This window comes from Paracoccus sp. JM45 (assembly GCF_003590715.1).
In the GTDB taxonomy this organism is placed as follows: domain Bacteria; phylum Pseudomonadota; class Alphaproteobacteria; order Rhodobacterales; family Rhodobacteraceae; genus Paracoccus.
Map to the genome: position 1 here is coordinate 1 of NZ_QQVY01000068.1, position 911 is coordinate 911.

A 911-nucleotide genomic window follows, 5' to 3' on the forward strand; every position below is an offset into this window, starting at 1 on the left:
CTTGAACGCCTTCGAGACAGGCTCCGAGGCCCGCAAAGGGATCGGCGCGTGGATCACCTATTACAACGCTGAACGCCCGCACTCAACGCATGGGCTGCTGACTCCCGGCAAGGCCTATGATACTCACAATCAACACCTGAAAGCCGCCGCCTGACATGAAACCCATGCTATAGCTTAGCCCGGCGGAAAACTGGTCGAAAATTCAGGACCACCTCTCTCATGCCCCTGTGCCGAGTTTGCGATCCAAAGCCGGTGATCATTCGGCAAGCAATAGATGTCTCACCAACCGCGCGAGACATCGATGCCAATGAATTGGTTCTGCGCTACTGAGTTCATACTCTCTTCCTTCTGATCCGTGGTCCTGCTCGGCCACATTCAACTGTTTGAACCCAGCACGCTCGGCGATGCGGTCAGGCCTATGGGATAGGCTCTGGGTATCAAAGATGTGGCCACTTTGGTGATGTCGATACCCAAGCAGTCTGCGGCGTTTGCGATTGTCGGGAAAATGCCAATAAAACTCTTCCGCGCGGCCATCTTTAGAATAGGCGAACTGATAGATCGTCTCGTGGCTCACGAGGATGGGGTGGCGTTCAAGGCCCATCCGTCCCGCAATCTGTTCTGGCGACCAGCCGGCCTTGAGACGATCTTCGATTGAAGTTTCAAGTTCTGGATGGACGATCATCTTGCATCTTACGATGGATTGCACGAGGGCGCTCATACATGTCCCGAGCGTTCAACGCGTATAAACCGTTTAGAGCGTTTCTGCAAAACTGGGAATCATGGGATTTTCAAAGGGGTCTAATTGTGATTCATCCTTTCCGAGAGGATGGATCATGTCAGCACCATTACCGGATGCGCTGCGTGCGCGGTTCAAAGCTTGTATCGAGGAGGGTTTGAGTGGGCGAGCTGCC

1 protein-coding gene and 1 pseudogene are annotated in these 911 nt (G+C 53.8%); one reads left to right on the forward strand and one right to left on the reverse strand.

Going from position 1 to position 911, the window contains the following annotated elements:
* Positions 1 to 118 (forward strand): annotated as a pseudogene (locus tag DWB67_RS17745) (integrase core domain-containing protein); the annotation flags it as partial.
* A 138-nt stretch (positions 119 to 256) separates the two neighbouring features.
* Here the strand turns inward: DWB67_RS17745 and DWB67_RS17750 are convergent.
* On the reverse strand, positions 257 to 718 hold the full coding sequence (locus DWB67_RS17750; protein WP_255418754.1) for a hypothetical protein: 462 nt from the start codon (positions 716 to 718) through the stop codon (positions 257 to 259).
* Between the last annotated feature and the right edge of the window lie 193 nt (positions 719 to 911).